At 47.8% G+C, this 17,025-nt stretch carries 14 protein-coding genes and 4 tRNA genes; 2 read left to right on the plus strand and 16 right to left on the minus strand.

Annotated elements, in window-relative coordinates; all coding sequences use genetic code 11:
- Positions 1-4: 4 nt before the first annotated feature.
- Positions 5-739 (minus strand): sortase-associated OmpA-like protein PdsO, encoded by a 735-nt coding sequence (gene pdsO / locus ACXAGC_RS15865; RefSeq protein WP_474845327.1) that lies wholly within the window; start codon positions 737-739, stop codon positions 5-7.
- 258 nt (positions 740-997) lie between these two features.
- Here pdsO and pdsR point away from each other — a divergent pair, with 258 nt between their 5' ends.
- On the plus strand, positions 998-1,687 hold the full coding sequence (gene pdsR / locus ACXAGC_RS15870) for a proteobacterial dedicated sortase system response regulator (RefSeq protein WP_119503272.1): 690 nt from the start codon (positions 998-1,000) through the stop codon (positions 1,685-1,687).
- A gap of 6 nt (positions 1,688-1,693) precedes the next feature.
- Positions 1,694-3,871 carry a proteobacterial dedicated sortase system histidine kinase gene (gene pdsS / locus ACXAGC_RS15875; RefSeq protein ID WP_474845329.1) on the plus strand — a complete coding sequence of 726 codons (2,178 nt, stop codon included), beginning with the start codon at positions 1,694-1,696 and terminating at the stop codon, positions 3,869-3,871.
- Positions 3,872-3,878: 7 nt separating this feature from the next.
- On the opposite strand, the gene ACXAGC_RS15880 is transcribed toward pdsS, so the two are convergent.
- The 15 genes from ACXAGC_RS15880 to ACXAGC_RS15950 form a co-directional block, all read right to left on the minus strand.
- The gene (locus ACXAGC_RS15880) at positions 3,879-4,946 is read right to left on the minus strand and encodes a CNNM domain-containing protein (RefSeq protein WP_119499906.1); all 1,068 of its coding nucleotides are present in this window, start codon (positions 4,944-4,946) and stop codon (positions 3,879-3,881) included.
- Between the two features lie 139 nt (positions 4,947-5,085).
- Entirely contained in the window at positions 5,086-6,759 is a 1,674-nt protein-coding gene (locus ACXAGC_RS15885; RefSeq protein WP_474845332.1) for a carbon starvation CstA family protein, read from the minus strand.
- Between the two features lie 209 nt (positions 6,760-6,968).
- Positions 6,969-8,549 (minus strand): sensor domain-containing diguanylate cyclase, encoded by a 1,581-nt coding sequence (locus tag ACXAGC_RS15890; RefSeq protein WP_474845334.1) that lies wholly within the window; start codon positions 8,547-8,549, stop codon positions 6,969-6,971.
- Positions 8,550-8,572: 23 nt separating this feature from the next.
- Positions 8,573-9,847, minus strand: coding sequence for a hypothetical protein (locus ACXAGC_RS15895; protein ID WP_474845336.1), 1,275 nt, complete (start codon positions 9,845-9,847; stop codon positions 8,573-8,575).
- Entirely contained in the window at positions 9,834-10,283 is a 450-nt protein-coding gene (locus ACXAGC_RS15900; protein WP_474845338.1) for a hypothetical protein, read from the minus strand. The genes ACXAGC_RS15895 and ACXAGC_RS15900 overlap by 14 nt, the downstream gene beginning before the upstream one ends.
- Positions 10,284-10,426: 143 nt before the next feature.
- Positions 10,427-11,611 carry an elongation factor Tu gene (gene tuf, locus ACXAGC_RS15905; protein ID WP_474845340.1) on the minus strand — a complete coding sequence of 395 codons (1,185 nt, stop codon included), beginning with the start codon at positions 11,609-11,611 and terminating at the stop codon, positions 10,427-10,429.
- Between the two features lie 70 nt (positions 11,612-11,681).
- Positions 11,682-11,757: transfer RNA gene (locus ACXAGC_RS15910), tRNA-Thr, on the minus strand.
- Between the two features lie 8 nt (positions 11,758-11,765).
- A tRNA-Gly gene (locus ACXAGC_RS15915) sits at positions 11,766-11,840 on the minus strand.
- Between the two features lie 33 nt (positions 11,841-11,873).
- Positions 11,874-11,958: transfer RNA gene (locus ACXAGC_RS15920), tRNA-Tyr, on the minus strand.
- A 13-nt stretch (positions 11,959-11,971) separates the two neighbouring features.
- Positions 11,972-12,047, minus strand: a tRNA-Thr gene (locus ACXAGC_RS15925).
- Positions 12,048-12,162: 115 nt separating this feature from the next.
- Positions 12,163-12,903: a type III pantothenate kinase gene (locus ACXAGC_RS15930; protein WP_474845342.1), complete on the minus strand. Its 741-nt coding sequence runs from the start codon at positions 12,901-12,903 to the stop codon at positions 12,163-12,165.
- Complete coding sequence (gene birA, locus ACXAGC_RS15935; RefSeq protein WP_474845344.1) at positions 12,893-13,879, minus strand: bifunctional biotin--[acetyl-CoA-carboxylase] ligase/biotin operon repressor BirA; 987 nt, start codon at positions 13,877-13,879, stop codon at positions 12,893-12,895. The genes ACXAGC_RS15930 and birA overlap by 11 nt, the downstream gene beginning before the upstream one ends.
- Complete coding sequence (murB, locus tag ACXAGC_RS15940; protein WP_474845346.1) at positions 13,876-14,865, minus strand: UDP-N-acetylmuramate dehydrogenase; 990 nt, start codon at positions 14,863-14,865, stop codon at positions 13,876-13,878. Before murB ends, birA begins: the two co-directional genes overlap by 4 nt.
- A gap of 136 nt (positions 14,866-15,001) precedes the next feature.
- Entirely contained in the window at positions 15,002-15,553 is a 552-nt protein-coding gene (gmhB, locus tag ACXAGC_RS15945) for a D-glycero-beta-D-manno-heptose 1,7-bisphosphate 7-phosphatase (RefSeq protein WP_474845348.1), read from the minus strand.
- Positions 15,554-15,697: 144 nt separating this feature from the next.
- The gene (locus tag ACXAGC_RS15950; protein ID WP_474845350.1) at positions 15,698-16,450 is read right to left on the minus strand and encodes a hypothetical protein; all 753 of its coding nucleotides are present in this window, start codon (positions 16,448-16,450) and stop codon (positions 15,698-15,700) included.
- Positions 16,451-17,025: the final 575 nt, after the last annotated feature.

Raw genomic sequence — 17,025 nt, forward strand, 5'->3', positions numbered from 1 at the left:
GGAATTAGCGCTGTGCCGTCATAGCCTGTCCGGCAGGCAAGATTTGCATAACCACTTTGCGGTCGAAGAAGGTATTTTCTGCAGAAGAATGCTGACTGCCCGCTTCCCCGACAGCAAGCAGGGCAATTTTATCTTCACTCACACCCCGTGCTGTGAGTGCCTGTTTAACCGCGCCGGCGCGCTGTTCTGACAATGTCTGGTTAAAGGTGGCTTCGCCGCGATAATCCGCATAACCGGTTAACCGGATCCCCAATCCTTCATGTTGCTTAAGCGCCTTCGCAATCAGATCAAGCTGCGTACTATAGAGCGCTTCGATATCGTCAGAGCCGCTCTTAAACTGAATAGCACTCTCCATCGCCATCACCTGCTCTTCCGGATACGACGTCAAACCTACCTGAGTGATTGAAGCCTGAAGCTGCGCCGATTCCAGTGCATCTCTTACAGCCAGAAGCTGCTGTTGAGATTCAGTTAATGCAGCATTGCTGGCCATTAAATCAGCCTGTGTATCTTTTAACTGTTCACTGGTTGCCTTGCTGTCACCAATCACGGCCCCGAGAATACCGGCAACGCCGGCGCCAATGGGACCTGCCACAATAGCACCGATAACCACGCCGGTTCCTAATCCGACTGCCGCAGCTTTGTCTTTTTGTTCCTGATAATGCCTGTCACTGGCAGCCTGTGCTACCGGGTTAACCATAACCGCGATGATGCCTGCTAAAAGTACTTTTTTACCTGTCATGTTCATTTCCTTACCAGAGTGAGTGTTGATGGTAATAATTAAACCGGCACAATCTGACCATGCTCCAAGTGAAATGGGGAAAGGTGGCGAAGCATTGTGATAAATCGGGGCAATCAGGTCACCTGCACCACGTTACGCCGGTTAAACAGGGCAAATATGGCCAAAAAGTGGCGTTACGGGGGAATTTTGTCTTAATCAGGCATTGTTCAGTTTTCATGGTGTATAGTCATGCCACTGAAACTGAAAAGATTAATGACGATGCCAAGAACTATTGCTCTTGTTGAAGATGATGCCGCCATCAGGGAAAACTATATTGCTGCACTGCAGGCGCAGGGTTATCAGGTGAATGCCTATGCTGACAGACCATCCGCTTCTGCTGCTTTCTCACAGGCGCTCCCTGATCTGGCTATTATTGATATTGGCCTGAAAGAAGAAATGGAAGGCGGCTTTATGCTGTGTCAGCAATTGCGACAGCTATCCCAGACCATGCCGGTCATTTTCTTTACCGCCAGAGACAACGATGTGGATACCATCAGCGGACTGCGTATGGGAGCCGACGACTACCTGACAAAAGATATCAGTATGGCGCATCTGCTCGCACGTATCGCCGCCCTGTTCAGGCGCACGGACTTATTGTCATCGCCGAAGCAACAGAGCGAACAAATTCAGCTTGGTCATTTAAGTGTAGATGTCAGCCGCATGACAGTAAGCTGGAAGAACGAGCCGGTTGCCTTAACAGTCACAGAGTTCTGGATGCTGCACGCATTGATCAAACATCCCGGCCACGTAAAAAGCCGGCAACAACTGATGGACGAATCACGGATGGTTGTCGACGACACCACCATTACGTCCCATATTAAGCGCATGCGTAAAAAATTTATCCAGCTGGACAGCACCTTTGATCATATCGATACGGTGTATGGCATGGGTTATCGCTGGCAGGGCTGATTGTTCGTGAACTTACGCTTTTCTATCCGCCTGCAATTGCTGGTGCTGTCGCTATTTTTGTTCACCATCCCCTGGCTGGGGTACCGCTATGTGTGGGAGCTTGAACAATATTTGCGGACCGGGCAGGAACAAACCATGATTGGTACAGCAAGAGCGGTGGCCACTGCGCTGCACGAACGCCCGGCCCTGTTTGACAGTCAGTCTGCCTACTTAAAAGATGTTCGCCCCGGCACAGATTTGTACGCTCCGCCCATCCCCACTCCCATTCAGCTGGATGGCAAATTTTCAGACTGGAATGCAGTCTCTGGCCTCAGTCAGCAATATGGTGAAGGTCAGGTAGTTTCGTGGTTTGGCAAAGTTGCGGATTTTCCGCCGGTCACACTGTCTTTTAATCATATGGTGGGACGCTACGGAAAATACCTGTATGCCATGTTTGATGTGCAGGATGACAGCGTTGTGTGGCGTGCATCTAACGCACTGGCCGTCGATCAGAGTGACCATTTACTGATCAGTGTTATTGCCGGTGACGGCGAACTGGAACGTTTTGTCATTGCACCTTACTCAGAAGGCTGGGTGAATGCATTTAAGCTGGACGACACGCCGGGGGGCTACAGAGCCACAGACAACGAACTGCGTATTCAGGGCCGCTGGCAACTAACCGGTGAGGGATACGGCATTGAACTACGCTTTCCATTGAGTATGACCACAGGCGCTCTCGCCTTTGCGCTGGTTGATGTGGACGATCCGGCCAGCCGGGAGAAGCGCTACGCGGTGGGCACAGCGAACCCCAATCAGGCCGACGGCATGGGCACGGTACTGACGCCGTCGCCGGAAATTGAACGCATCCTTTCCGGGCTTAAATATGCCGATTCACGGGTGTGGGTAGTCGATAACCACATGCGTGTACTTGCCAGAGCCGGCTCGATCCAGTCAGCCACCGGGTTTAAAGTACGCCGTGAGGAGCAGCAAGGTTACCCGTGGTGGCAGTGGCTTGAGCAGCATGTTTTGCTGCCGCTTTATTATCATATTCTGACCCGTCCGCCAGCCGGATTTGTTGATGAGTTGCAGGGCGCGTATGCGCTGGCCGGAAAAGATATTGCTTCGGCGCTGTCCGGCACACCGGATTCCTTATGGCGGCTTTCTCCTGACAGTAAAGCCGTTATTCTTTCCGCCGCTTACCCTATTTATATTGAGGAAAACGTAATGGGTGCAGTGGTGGTTGAACAAACCACCAACGGCATCCGTACCCTGCGAAACCGTGCTCTGGAGCAACTTTTCCATGTAATCCTGGCAGTGATGCTGCTGGGCACCCTCAGTTTATTTTTGTTTGCTAACCGTATTTCTAACCGGGTGCGGACACTGAGAGACAACACTGAGGCAGTGATTGACGATAACGGCAAAATTGTCGGCAGTTTACCGGCAGTGCGCCGTGTAGATGAAATTGATGACTTGCATCAGTCCTTCGCCGGCGTGTTAAACCGTCTTCAGCAATACAATTCGTATCTGGAAAACATGGCCTCACGACTCTCCCACGAATTGCGGACGCCTATTGCTGTTGTACGTTCATCACTGGACACCATCAGCGAAGTGAAAGATCCTTCCCAGCAGTCTGTTCTGATTGGCCGGGCGCAAAGCGGCATCACCCGGTTAAGCACCATTTTAAACAGTATGAGTGAAGCCACACGACTGGAACATGCTATCGCTCAGGAAGACCCCGAACTGTTCGATGCAGCCGCTGTCGTTTCCGGCTGTATTGATGGTTACGCCCATGTTTTTTCTGAACGCACCTTCCAACTTAAAATCCCGCTGGAAGAGGCAAAATTACGGGGTTCAGGGGATTTATTCGCGCAGATGCTGGATAAAATTATCGCCAACGCGGTGGAGTTCAGTCACAACGGCGATACGATTACAGTGCACTTATGGCGGGAAGGTAAATCAGTAAAACTGTCGGTGACCAACCCGGGACCACCGTTGCCCGATAACATGAACGACAACCTGTTGCAGTCGATGGTATCGGTGAGGCCGGATGAAGAACGTCACAAATCCGCTGAACACCCTCACCTTGGTTTAGGACTGTTTATTGCCAATATGATTGCTGGCTACCACAAAGGGCGTGTGCAACTGAATAACCTGCCGGACAACACCGGCGTTTGTGTTGTGGTGCAGTTGCCTCTGGCGGTCTAGGGATTTTTTAATCATCGCCGCCAAGGTCAGGCACGTTTTTCATCAGCATGGCAGCCCGGCGGCGCGCCATATTCTGTGCATATTTGCGGATGCTGACCGTATTGTCTTTCTCATCCACAATTTCAATACCGAGAAGATGCTCAAGAATATCTTCCAGCGTAACAATTCCTTCCAGACCGCCGTATTCGTCCACTACCATGAAAATGTGCACCCGCCGCGTCATGAACAAATCAAGGACATTGGCAATAGGCATACTGCTCAATACCGTGATCATATCCCGCCGGTAATCTTTCAATTGTTTTTGCGTATTCCCTCTGGCGTAGGCCAGCAGTAAATCTGAACGCATAACAAAACCATGGATATGCTCACTGTCTTCGCCGGTGTAAACCGGTATGCGGGAGAACTCCATATGAGCATGTTGATGGAAGAAGCCTTCCACTGTCATGGTTTCCGATAAGGAGAACATCGACGTACGGTGAGTCATGGCATCCCGCACCTTCACTTCATGCATATTCAGCATGTTTTTCAGAAAGGCGGTTTCCTTTTCGGCCAGTTGTCCTTCCTGCCATGACAACTCAGCCATTGCCTGCAATTCGTTGCGGCTCAGCCCTCTTAGCGGGCTTTCTTCTTTAAATCCTTTTGTGAGCTTTTCAGAAAACCATACAAAAGGGGTTAATAACCAGGTGAGGTATTTCAGAAACCATGCTGTCGGCGTTGCCAGTGCCCGCCAGTAGGTTGCGCCCAGCGTCTTTGGAATGATCTCAGAAAAGATCAGGATCAGTAAGGTTAAAATCGCACTGATGATCCCCAGATACGCGTCGCCAAACACCACGGCGGCCTGTGCACCCGCTCCCGCTGCTCCCATGGTATGGGCAATGGTATTTAATGTCAGAATGGCTGATAAGGGTTTGTTGATATCATCGGTTAATCCCCGCAGCAATTTACCGGAAGGTGCGCCTTCCTTTTCCAGTACTGAAATGTAGGCAGAAGAAATACTCAGGATCACCGCCTCAGCTATCGAGCAAAGAAATGAAAAGCCCAGCGCTATTAAAATATAAACAATCAGCAGAAACATAGCGTTGCAAAACCCGTTAATTAGACGCGAAAAATAACCATAACGTATCTGCAGGCAGTTTGCAGATATTCTGTTGTCCACCTGTACAAACAAAACAGCCGGCAAGTGCCGGCTGTTTAATTTCAGTATCGATGCATGCTTACGCTTGCTGTTTTTCCCGCTTGAATTTAGCGATAACAGACCAGGCTTCCAGCATAACCAGCACACTGACAACCAGTACCACTGCATCCAGGAATACCAGCAGGTAATTTTCCGCTGCCCAGTATTCCTGAAGCTTAATGACACCGGCAAAGAATGCCATCACCAGAACAAACGTCATCGGAATAAGCGTGTATATGGCCGGGCGGTTCATTTTGATCAACATTACCGAGATAACCAGCAATGTCAGTGACGCCAGGATTTGGTTAGTCGACCCGAACAATGGCCAGATGATCATACCGCCGGAGCCGGATGCGCCACCGGCACCGAATGACAGCAGCAAACAGGTACCCACTGCAACCAGCGTAGCGACAACGCCATTTTTGAGGATATTAAGGTTATAAATCTCGCCCCATTCCTGGATGATGTAACGTTGTAAACGCACACCTGAATCCATGGTAGTACCGGCAAACAGTACAACCATAACGGCCAAAATAGTAGATGAGAAATCTACCGGTAGTCCCCAGCCTTGCTGGATAAGGTTTGCACCACCGGTAATGAATGCAGAAACGCTTCCGTCACCAAGGTGGCTGTACACTTCGTGCCATTCTTCAGGGGATGCGGCTAAGGCCACGCCACTCACTGCAACGATGGTGATAAGTGCAAGACTTCCCTCGCCTACGGCACCGAGATAACCAACGAAACGGGCATCAGTCTCTTTATTCAACTGCTTGGAGCTGGTACCGGAAGATACAATGCCGTGGAAACCTGAAACAGCACCACAGGCAATGGTCACGAACAGCAGCGGGATGAGGCTCGGTGTATCAATAGCGGTTTGCGTATTGAACGCCGGTGCCGTGATATCCGGCATAGACATAAATACCGCTCCGTACAGCAGCAGTAAGCCAACCAGTAACTGCATACCGTTGATAAAATCACGTGGTTGCAGCAGCATCCACACCGGTAACAGCGATGCAATGGCAGCATAAATGAACAGAATGATGATCCAGTTGGCGTTAGCGGATAAACCAAACATGGTTTCCGGCAGCTCAAGAGGGATATAACTGCCCGCGTAAACCGACGCATAAAGCACAATAATACCAACCACACACATGGGGATAAGGCTGAAATTGCGCTTGAGCAACTGACCAATCACCAGGGCAACAACAATCGCCATCCAGGCAGGGAAAACCGCGTTAGGCTGAGAAACAAACGACTTGGCAATCACCACACCGAATACCGCATTTACCATCAGCAGTACGAGGAAGATGACGACCATGAAAAGCGCACGGGAGCGTTTCCCGATAACACTTTCAGACAGCGCCCCCATGGACTTCCCTTTATGGCGGTTACTCGCCCACAAAGCGCCCATATCATGAACACCGGCGAAGAAAATGGTACCGAATACCACCCACAGAACGGCCGGAACCCAACCCCAGTACACGGCAATAGCCGGCCCGACGATGGGAGCAGCACCGGCTACGGAGGTAAAGTGGTGGCCCCATAAAACCACTTTGTTTGTGGGAACGTAATCGACTCCGTCGCGCAGTTCGTGAGCAGGCGTCACAAAACTGTCGTCGAGACGGAAAATCTTATCGGCAATGAACCTGGAGTATACAAACCATCCTAGTAGCATGCCTATGATGCCAAGGACGACGATCATTATTGACTGCATAGATTAATCCTGAGTTAGAGGGTACGTTGTTATCATTATTTAAAGTAACGAAATGTACACTGAGTTGTGAAGCTTTTTTATACAGCATTGACAGGCGTGTGACGACACACCCTGATAATTTACAAGCTGTTAAATTTTACCTGCGTACATAATGCATTACAGTTCATTCACCTGAATAAATGCAACACTGCCCGGAGAGTGCGGAAATTCTAATACGATTCGATGCGATGTCCGCCCCGGTGTTCCCGTTTTACGGCATACATCAACTCATCAGCTTTCGCCAGTAAAGTGGTCAGTTCAGCATGCTCACGCTTCAGCAGCATTGCGCCGACGGTTGCAGAAACAGCACACGTGCCGACGCCTTCAACAGGTACCGGTACGCTGATCATATCGATAAGCAGTTTGCACTGAATGTCGATGTCATTCAGGAAGGTCCTGCCTGCCAGCAAGCCAACAACAAATTCATCACCTCCCCAGCGACAGCATACACAGGTAACATCGGCAAAAAATCTCGGGATCCGGCTTCCCACCGCTTCAAGTACTTTATCTCCGGCTTCATGACCATACTCATCGTTCACCGGTTTAAACTTGTCCAGATCGATCATCATCAATACAAAGGTTTTGTCATTACCGGCAGAGGCAGAGATAAGATTTCTGAGGAAAGGTTCACCGCCACGCCGGTTATGCAAACCGGTGAGGGGATCATGTTCAGCAGCAAAGCGCACCTGCTCTTCACGTCGCATGCGCCCGGTAATATCATTAACGATAACTTCAATGAGTACCTCACCCTCGCGATGCTGACTGATACGTTGTTCACTGACGCAAGCAAACAGACAGTGCACCCATTTAACTTCCCCGTTCTCGTAATAGGAAAGGTCGACAGAGTCCTGTTCAGCGTTTTCTCTTTTTGAGAAGCTGGAAGCCATGGCTTCAACTTGCCCGGACTCGTTAAATTTACGACAAAATGTATCCAGCGAACTGATATTACCCAGCATGCTTCTGAACGCCGGATTTGCCTGCAACAGGCCTTTTTTCGGGGAAATCAGCGCAATACCTATAGTAGCCCTCTCAAAAAGAAGACGGAATTGCCGTTCCAGTTTCTCGGTGTCTTTGCGAAGTTGCTTTTCCTGTAAGTAGAAATGCCGGGTCGCGGATATCATTCCGTTCATCCGGCTAATCAACTTGCCCAGTTCGTCCTGCCGTTTCTTCACTATTGTGATAGTTTGCAGGTTGTCAGGATCGGAAGGGTCAACCCGGTCAAACTCGCGGCTCAGCTTCAATAATGGCCTGGACAGCATTTCGTTAGTCACAATTGCTACGGCCACGGTAATGCAAAGAGCAACCAGTAACATCGATAAACTCCCCTGCATCGCGAACTCGCTTACGTTGCGCTGAATAAATTCAATATCCGGGTATACAGAGAGCTTCCCGATGGTTTGATCTTCGATAAACGGGTGAATCAAAGGAATAACAACACCGCCTTCCGGCGTTATAAGCTCTCCGCTTTGGGCCAGTACCCCTTCATTAGTTGTCACCACGGCAGCCATAACTAAATCATTTCTCACCAGACCTTCGGTAATCTCCTTCGCCAGAATATCGTCTTCCACATAAACGGCGATAGCAGAAGGCTTGCGGGTACTGTCAGCGAGTTGTGCCACCAGTTGTTTAGTGATAAACATCAGAGAGTCTTCGCTCTGCTGATACACGATACTGCCACCGGCAATGGCAATAATCCCTCCGATAAGAGCGATAATAGAGGCAACCCGGATGTGTAGTCTGCGTAGAAACATTCGTGCAATCCGTTTGCGTTACGTCAAAATGTTGTACTGTATGTCAGGCTGACAACGTTGCTCATGTGGTCTCCGGATACTTGCTGATACAAACTCACTCCCCAGAGCGCATAACCGGGAACGTCAATCCAATAATGGTCATACTGGAATTTTATTGCTGACGACGGCGATACATCCCACCGAACTCCCACACTAACTGAGCGCTGACTTTGTGAAATCGCATTCGAAATCTCCTGGCTGGCGAACGACAGTAAACCGAGATATTGTGCTGTTTCTGCATCTGGCGCTTGTGAGAAATCAGGAACTGGCAGTTGCCGGGATGATTCAGTTTCTTCTATCCCCGCTAAGGTGATGTAAGGCAGAAAGTCGCCAAAACGGTAGCCAAGGCTGATATACCCGGATACATAAGGAGATAAAAGGGTCCAGGCTGAATCCATCGCGACCATTTCTGCCATGACGAGCCATTCATCGTTGTTGTACTGATACCCTAAAGACAAATACCAGATAGCCTCATTGTCCATGTGCAAATGATCATAGACTTCATCAACGCCCGGCCAGAGCACATCAGGTACCGCCAGAAGGCTATCATAAAGGGCCTCGAAATCTCCTCCGTTAAAATGGGTTCTGTCTCCCATAAAGTAGGATCCGGTTACCTTTACAAGCCAGTCGTATGCCTCGTATGTTGTAGTCGCATTCAGGACATAGTCGTAATAAATCGTGGTAAAACTGTCGAGGGCAAACAGATTACTTTCTGACTTTCCGGCAGCAAATGTGTGCTGCCACACGCCGTTATTCGCATTATGGCGGTATTGAATCTCAGCACCGTCCACATACGACACTGATGAAGTGGGCAAATAGAAATCGACCGGCGGTCTTACCCATGGATAGGCATAGCTGACATTTCTGTATTCAGAGAGTAAATAGGCGTTGTAATTCATCCGGCCAACACGGGCTGACCAGTTCCGGTCGAACTGATAGCGAAGAAAGACCATTTCAAAATAGTTAGCAACTTCGCTGTCTCCGCGGTCCTGTGCAATAGCCTGTACCACTAAGTCCAGATCGTTTGAGAAGTGATAGTTGAACTGAAACCCGATCATGGTATCGGTGAAGACATTAAAATGCTTTCTGGGCTTATTCAGATAAGAGGAACGGAACGCAAGCTCGTCGTTACTGCTGTAACTGCCGCCCACCGTTGCAAAACCGCTGAACCGCCAGTTATCGTCATCCGCGCATTGTGCCGCGGCAGAGACCAGCAACAAAGGTAAAACGAGTAAGAGACGGATTTTATTCGAGTACAAGAACAATTTTCATCTCCTCTGAAACAGCATTCATTGGAACATAGGCAATATAGTGCTGATTGCCATTAAACAACTCACCAAGATTCGCTACCGAATTCACCTGAACCGGCGCTTTGGCACGACCGGAAAACAGTAAGCGGGACCAGTACGAGTTCACCTGACGCAGGGAGCGGTTCACCAGTGTCTGATAAAACTCTCCTTTCAGATGAAGCTCAGATTTGTAATCAAGGGGAATAAGCACTTCGCCGTCAGATGTCTCGGTAAAACGCCCCATAAATAAATCGATGACTTCAGCTTTCGAAAGGGACTGGACGGCACTGTCGGAGTGAACGACGACAGCAATGGAGTTTTCAGCATTTAACGCGCTTGCATGAAAAGACGTTGTACAGAATACAACGCTGAACAGCAGCCAGATAATTGCCAAACTTTTTGTCATGAAGAAGCTGGGATTACTGAGTAACGAAGAAGGTGACTTAACTATAGCCGATATGTTTTAAGTTGCTAATTTTGCGGGAGGAAAAGAAAAACAAAAAAGGCCGCTTGCGCGACCTTTTTTTTGGACTAGTGTGTAGTCATCAATTACTTGATGATTTTAGCTACAACACCAGCACCTACTGTACGACCACCTTCACGGATTGCGAAGCGCAGACCTTCTTCCATCGCGATTGGAGCGATCAGGTCAACGACGAATTTCAGGTTGTCACCAGGCATTACCATTTCTACGCCTTCTGGCAGCTCAACGGCACCAGTTACGTCAGTTGTACGGAAGTAGAACTGTGGACGGTAACCTTTGAAGAATGGAGTGTGACGACCGCCTTCATCTTTAGACAGTACGTATACTTCCGCTTCAAACTGAGTGTGAGGAGTGATTGAACCAGGCTTAGCCAGTACCTGACCACGCTCAACGTCATCACGCTTAGTACCACGCAGCAGAACACCAACGTTCTCACCTGCACGACCTTCGTCAAGCAGTTTACGGAACATTTCAACACCGGTACAAGTAGTTTTGGTTGTATCTCTGATACCAACGATTTCTACTTCTTCACCAACTTTGATGATACCTTGCTCAACACGACCAGTTACAACAGTACCACGGCCTGAGATTGAGAATACGTCTTCGATTGGCAGGATGAACGGCTTGTCGATAGCACGCTCTGGCTCTGGAATGTAAGAATCCAGTGCTTCACCCAGTTCGATGATTTTCTTTTCCCACTCTGCGTCACCTTCAAGGGCTTTCAGAGCAGAACCTTTGATTACTGGCAGGTCGTCACCCGGGAATTCGTATTCAGTCAGAAGTTCACGAACTTCCATCTCAACCAGTTCCAGCAGCTCTTCATCATCAACCATGTCACATTTGTTCATGAATACGATGATGTAAGGGATACCAACCTGACGACCCAGCAGGATGTGCTCACGAGTCTGTGGCATAGGACCATCAGTCGCAGCAACTACCAGGATACCGCCGTCCATCTGAGCAGCACCAGTGATCATGTTTTTAACGTAATCAGCGTGTCCCGGGCAGTCTACGTGCGCGTAGTGGCGGGTAGGCGTGTCATATTCTACGTGTGAAGTAGAGATGGTGATACCACGAGCTTTTTCTTCAGGCGCGTTATCGATTTGGTCGAAAGCCTGAGCTGAACCACCGTAAGTCTTTGAAAGGACGGTAGTGATTGCTGCAGTCAGAGTGGTTTTACCGTGGTCAACGTGGCCGATTGTACCCACGTTTACGTGGGGTTTCGTACGTTCAAACTTTTCTTTTGCCATTTTTCTAGTATCCCAGCAAAGTTACGTTAAAAATAAAAAACAATTAATTTAAACATGAGCTGGGGAGAAATGGTGCTGATAGGCAGATTTGAACTGCCGACCTCACCCTTACCAAGGGTGCGCTCTACCAACTGAGCTATATCAGCACGGAAATTGGAGCGGGCAGCGGGAATCGAACCCGCATCATCAGCTTGGAAGGCTGAGGTAATAGCCATTATACGATGCCCGCGTTCCTAATTCTCTGGCCACCTCAATGAAAAAGTGGTGGAGGGGGCAGGATTCGAACCTGCGAAGGCTGAGCCGGCAGATTTACAGTCTGCTCCCGTTGACCGCTTGGGTACCCCTCCAGAGTTTGATGATTGGTGCCGACTGCCGGAATCGAACTGGCGACCTACTGATTACAAGTCAGTTGCTCTACCAACTGAGCTAAGTCGGCTCCTCATCAAGTGGGTGCGCATTCTAGAGTAAGTTATTACTCCGTGCAAGCGTCTTTTTTATTTTTTTTCGTTTTTTTGTCAGAGCGTTTTCTCTTTCAAATTAAACGAAAAATGTTACGCAAAAAGATTACTTCTTGCGTAGCGGGCAAGACCTTGCACCACCAAATTCGCGGAACGGATAGTATCAGTGGAATGATTTATTGCAAGCATATTTTTATCTCCACCGCCGATAATTACAGCAAAATCGGATCGTTTGCTCAGCAAATAATCAATCGCGCTTAAATAAACACCATTTAGCGCTGCATGACAACCCTGAGCAACGCACATTTCGGTTGAAGAGCCCGGTGCTAAATTTTGCGGTACTGAGTTGTCTGAGGTGACTCTTGCTGTATTTTTAACCAGAGCATCACGCATAAGATGAAAACCGGGACTTATCCAACCGCCTAAATGTTGACCATCTTCAACAAAATCACAGGTAATTGCAGTACCCATGTCGATCACACAAAACATTTTTCCGGTCATTTCCTGTGCAGCGACCATCGCCAGCCACCGGTCGACACCCATTTTTGTGACATCTTGATAGCTGTTGCGTACCCCAAAATTTTCTTTTTCGGTAAAAATTTCCTGAATGACTCTATTTTCTGTGTCACAGAAATGAATAATTTTTTCTGAAATGTCTTTTTTACCCACATTAGATAAAAAAATATGGGAGAAATGTGTATCCGACAGCCAAAGAATAAATGCATCTGCATCTGTATGAACAAGAGGCTCTGAATCTTTAACATCAGCAAGAGCAACAGACTTTATTCTGCTGTTCCCGGCATCAACCAACAGAACGGCGGTATCAGATACCACGAAGGCTTACCTCACCGCCATGGAAGCGGGTAATACCGTCTTCAGTTTCTACCAGCAGCGCCCCGCTCTGATCCACACCACGGTCAATACCGGAGAAACGCTTGTCGCCCATTTGCAAAACAATTTTCTTGTCTGCAAATAAATCCAGAGATTCCCAGTAAGGTACGAACTTGCCAAAGCCCCGCTGAGTAAACTCAGGCAACAACTCCCGGAGTGATTCGATAACAGCAGCAGCGAGCCTGTTACGGTCGGGCACTTCACCTAAGTAGCCGGTTAAATCACTGTGAGGTTGACCCACATCATACTGGGTGTCGGGTACATTCACGTTTAGGCCAATACCAATGACACTGTGCGCAGTAGCGCCGATCTGGCCCTCAACTTCAATGAGAACACCGGCCAGTTTACGGCCATTCAGATAAATATCATTCGGCCACTTAAGCTGAGCATCTTCAATTTTGAATTTTCTTAACGCTTCGCAGATGGCTACCCCAACGAGAAGGGACAATCCGGCCATGCTTTGATAACCATCCGGAAAAGACCAGTACATAGACATAGTAAGACTGCCTCCCACCGGCGCAGTCCATTTACGACCATGGCGGCCCTTACCGTCTGTTTGAACTTCGGCAAGTATTACGTCACCATCAGCTAAATCGTGCCGTGCTGTTGCAATACGTTTTTTCATTTCTGTATTGGTGGACGCCAGTACCGGCTCTACCTGTATGGTCGACAACCCTGGTCTGGCCAGGTGTTTTTTGATTTGCTCTGTACTGAGCATAGGAAAACCCTGATTCAATCTGTAACCTTTACCTTTTACTTTAAATACATCCAGGCCCCAGTCAGCAAGCTGCGAGATGTGCCCTGCCACAGCGGTTCTTGAAAGCCCTACCTGTTGAGCAATGATTTCGCCGGAATGAAATTGTCCGTCAGCCAGTACAGACAAAATGTGCTGTCGTATAATTTTCGAGGCCTGCTTCATAACGTAATTACTCCGGATTTGCCAACAAGCCTGACTTCCGGCTCCAGCTGAATATCAAATTTTTCATTTACGGCATTAATAATATCACCCGCCATCTTGATCACGTCCTCACCGGAAGCGTTTCCGGTATTGGTCAGCACCAAAGGTTGCGTGGGATGACATCGCACACCACCCGTTTCGCGGCCTTTGAATCCACATTGATCGATTAACCAGGCTGCAGGCACCTTTTTACCGCTCCCGGCTGCAAATCCCGGTACTTCTCCGTATGTATCTTTAATTTTTTCGTAACGGGCCGCGGTAATGACAGGGTTTTTAAAGAAACTACCGGCATTGCCCAACAGATCAGGATCAGGCAGCTTTGCCTTTCTCACTTCAATCACTTTGTTGTAGATACTTTCCGGTGTCGGGTCCTTCAGTGTTGCAAGCTCCCCATAAGACACAATCAGCTCGTTATTTACCGGCAGACGAAAATTAACGTAGGTGATCAGTACGTTTCCCGACAGACGGCGTTTAAACACACTGTCGCGATATCCAAATTCACATTTATCGTTGGATAACGTGTGCTGTTCACCGGTGGTGATATCAATATACTCAACAGACTCGATATATCTGCCGACCTCGAGACCATAAGCCCCGATGTTCTGTATTGGAGCTGCACCTGCAGACCCCGGAATCAGTGCCAGATTTTCTAAACCGTACCAACCATTATTTAAACAGTGAGTAACCAGGTTATGCCAGTTCTCACCGCCGGCGACGCGCAGCCTGTAACTATCTTCGGAGGTATTAACTTCTATTCCCCGCATGCCATTGATAAATACCGTGCCGTCAAAATCTGATAAAAACAGCGTGTTGCTGCCTCCGCCCAAAAGATAGCTACAGGCAGACTCCCGCCAGTTCAGGAGAAACTCATCCGGCGTTGTAAAATGACAAACTGCTTTGCAATTGGCCGGGAGGTGGAAAGTGTGGTGTGATGTTAGTGTGGGCACAGTCTAATAATACTTTTTCTCTTTGCCGCAATGGTAGGCGAACTGACCAGAGAATAAAAGCATCGCAGCGCTTAAAGCCGGTCAGCGACTATTGGTTTTGCAAAGGTGGACTATTTTATATCGTTATCTGGTTTATTTATTTGTCGCCAGGACTGAAGAAATGGGTAACCACGTCGTATAAATTATTGCAGGTAACGTAATCACCTTCTTTGTTCTCATCATCTTTGCCTATTTTGTACAACTGAGAAATTCCCGCTCTGCGTCCTGCTTCAATATCAGACAGTTTATCCCCTACCATGACGCTTTCACTGAGTGAGATATCAAATTGATCCGCCGCGTCAAGCAGCATACCCGGTTCAGGTTTTCTGCATGAGCAATCCAGCAAATATTTCCCTTCTCCATGTTTGCTATGGTGCGGGCAATATTTTACGGCTTTAATATTGATCCCTTCCTTCTCGAATTCACCGAGCATCCATGTAGTTAATGACATAAACGCTGTTTCGTCGTAATAGCCCCGCGCAATACCGGACTGATTTGTAACGACGATGATTTCATATCCATTTTTTCTGATGGTGCGGCAGGCATCAAAAACACCCGGAACAAAATCAAATGAATCAGGCGAAGAAATATAGCCGTGATCGATATTGATAACGCCATCACGGTCGAGGAAGAAGGCTTTGGCTTTCATGTTTTACTAAGTAGAGAATATTTAGAGGCAAGTGTATCACTCAGCCGGAAATGAGGTAAAAGAATTGGGCAATAAGGCAATCTGAAAAGCCGCACGAAAGTGCGGCTTTAATGAGGTATGGTGTTTGTGATTAAACTAAGTTACTTACGAACGACGAAAGCGACGTAGAGCAACCAGTGATAAAGCCAGCATACCTAATGTAGCTGGAGCAGGTACTGATGTTGTAGGTGGCAAGCTAGATTGGCCTAACAGCGCATACCGTAACTGACCACCTGCATATAATACTTCACCGATACCGTTCCCCCAGAAAGACACAGTAGTGAATTCATCACTGTCATCAAAAGCTGCTACGAAAATTTCGAAAACTGATGCTGACGGATTTACCTGAGAAGGAAAGCGTCCTTCTGCAGTCGATGATGCAGACGCAACCATAATCGGCGTGCCCCCATCAAATGAAATAAATAAATCTGTTGTAGGAGAAGAACAGCAAGTTGCCCAGTCACCTACTTCAAAACCAACAGCATTCACAGGTGAATCAAAAGTAAAAGTAATGCCGCTACCAAAGTAATCCATTGGGTCCGTGCGTGGAGTTGAACCACCACCAGACGGATTAATACCAATTACCCGACCTGACATACTGCCATAACCGCTCACACTACCGGCACCACCGTCATTTTGAGTGATCACGTAGTCACCACGATCAATACTTACACCACCTGAAATCGTGTCCCAGATGTCAACAGTTACTGATTCACCAGCAGCCGCTACAGTACTGTCAAAAGACGCAACACCATCGGCGATTCCATCAAAAACCGTTAAGATTGTCGCATTAGCGGAGAAGCCTGAAGCCAAAGTGAGACCAGCAATAGCTCCGAACTTTACAAATGTATTTTTCATTTCCAGATCCTTATAAGTCCATTTCCCGTAGTAAAACCAAAACTACATTTTTAAAATTCTGTACATATCTTTACAAAGTACAGTATGCGTTTTTAGCAATAAACAAACCAAGTTTTTCGGGACCTATAAGCTATTGAAATTGATTTACTAATTTCAAATCCCTGAATTTCAGCAGGGTTCTTCGCAAATTAATTGTAAATTTTTCCGATACAAATTATTTCTTATTTCTTAAGTAAAATAAGAATATTCTAATACTATTTAATTAGATCAGAAGTAACATGGCGTGTAGTGTTATAAAGGGCTTTTCATGTACTAAGCCGTGAGATGTCGTGGTTAGAAAGGATACCCAGATAATATTTTCAGTATTCCTTACTAATTAAGTAATAGTACCCAACATCCGTCTTGTCAAATTCCTGAATTAACGACGTAGCAGCAGAGGTATGATTAACCTAAGTTCAGAAAATATAATTCAAAACGAAAAAAGCCCGCTCAGATGAGCGGGCTTCTTCGTAATTGGGAGCCTGACGGTGTGCTACTCTCACATGGGGAGACCCCACACTACCATCGCCGCTAAC

Source organism: Alteromonas sp. AWJ4_197 (assembly GCF_056160285.1).